The 1475-nt window shown below is 46.4% G+C and carries 2 protein-coding genes; both read left to right on the top strand.

Annotated features, from left to right (window positions below):
- The first annotated feature begins 65 nt into the window (after nucleotides 1–65).
- Nucleotides 66–1202 (top strand): S-(hydroxymethyl)glutathione dehydrogenase/class III alcohol dehydrogenase, encoded by a 1137-nt coding sequence (locus ACTHUT_RS20485; protein ID WP_284675696.1) that lies wholly within the window; start codon nucleotides 66–68, stop codon nucleotides 1200–1202.
- 8 nt (nucleotides 1203–1210) lie between these two features.
- Nucleotides 1211–1475: alpha/beta hydrolase-fold protein (locus ACTHUT_RS20480; RefSeq protein WP_440419641.1), on the top strand; the 265-nt coding region annotated here is incomplete at its 3' end.

Below are 1475 nucleotides of genomic sequence, written 5' to 3'. Positions count from 1 at the left end.
GTATAAGCTGTTGTTCTCTTTCTTAGGCTAGATAACTTTAATTAATGAATTAAAAGGAAAAAATAATGGAAAATAAACAAACCAATTCAACCATCAAATCTCGTGCGGCGGTAGCATTTGCACCAAATCAACCCTTACAAATTGTGGAAATCGATGTAGAAATGCCACACAAAGGCGAAGTGTTAATCCGCAATACCCATACGGGCGTGTGCCATACTGATGCATTTACATTATCAGGAAGCGATCCTGAGGGCGTATTCCCTGTGGTGCTTGGGCACGAAGGTGCGGGTGTGGTCGTTGCTGTGGGTGAGGGTGTTTCCAGCGTAAAACCGGGTGATCACGTCATTCCTCTTTACACCGCTGAATGTGGCGAATGTGAATTTTGTCGTTCAGGTAAAACCAACTTATGCGTCTCAGTGCGTGACACACAAGGTAAAGGCTTAATGCCGGACAGCACGACGCGTTTTTCTTATCAAGGTCAGCCGATCTATCACTATATGGGCTGTTCGACTTTCAGTGAATATTCTGTTGTTGCCGAAGTTTCACTGGCGAAAATCAACCCGGAAGCCAACCACGAACAAGTATGTTTGCTCGGCTGCGGTGTTACCACAGGTATTGGTGCGGTACATAACACGGCAAAAGTGCAAGAAGGCGACTCTGTTGCCGTGTTTGGTTTGGGGGCGATTGGTTTGGCTGTGGTGCAAGGTGCGCGTCAAGCCAAAGCGGGCCGCATTATCGCCATTGATACCAATCCCGCAAAATTCGAGTTGGCAAAACATTTTGGTGCAACTGACTGTTTGAACCCGAACGATTACGATAAACCGATCAAAGACGTGTTGTTAGACATCAATAAATGGGGTATTGACCATACCTTTGAATGTATCGGCAACGTAAACGTAATGCGTCAGGCATTAGAAAGTGCACACCGTGGTTGGGGACAATCCATTATCATCGGCGTAGCAGGTGTAGGACAAGAAATTTCAACTCGTCCGTTCCAGTTGGTAACAGGTCGTGTTTGGAAAGGCTCGGCTTTTGGTGGCGTGAAAGGCCGCTCCGAACTTCCGAAAATGGTCGAAGATTCAATGAAAGGCGACATCGAGTTAGAACCGTTTGTAACCCATACACTGACACTCGATCAAATCAATGAAGCCTTTGAGTTGATGCACGAAGGTAAATCGATCCGCGCTGTTATTCATTACTAAGGCCCGAGATGAAACTGATTGAACAACATCAAATTTTCGGCGGTTCGCAACAAGTTTGGACGCATCATGCCCAAACGCTGCAATGCGAAATGAAATTTGCCGTCTATTTGCCGGATAATCAGGAGAAGCGACCGCTTGGTGTGATTTATTGGCTTTCCGGCTTAACTTGCACTGAACAAAATTTCATTACCAAATCAGGCTTCCAGCGTTATGCGGCTGAACATCAAGTGATTGTGGTTGCCCCCGATACCAGCCCTCGCGGAGAGCAAGTAC

The sequence above is a fragment of the Neisseria sp. P0022.S010 genome (genome assembly GCF_051956635.1).
Note: the sequence above shows the minus strand (reverse complement) of the source record. Positions and strands in the feature narration are given on the sequence as shown.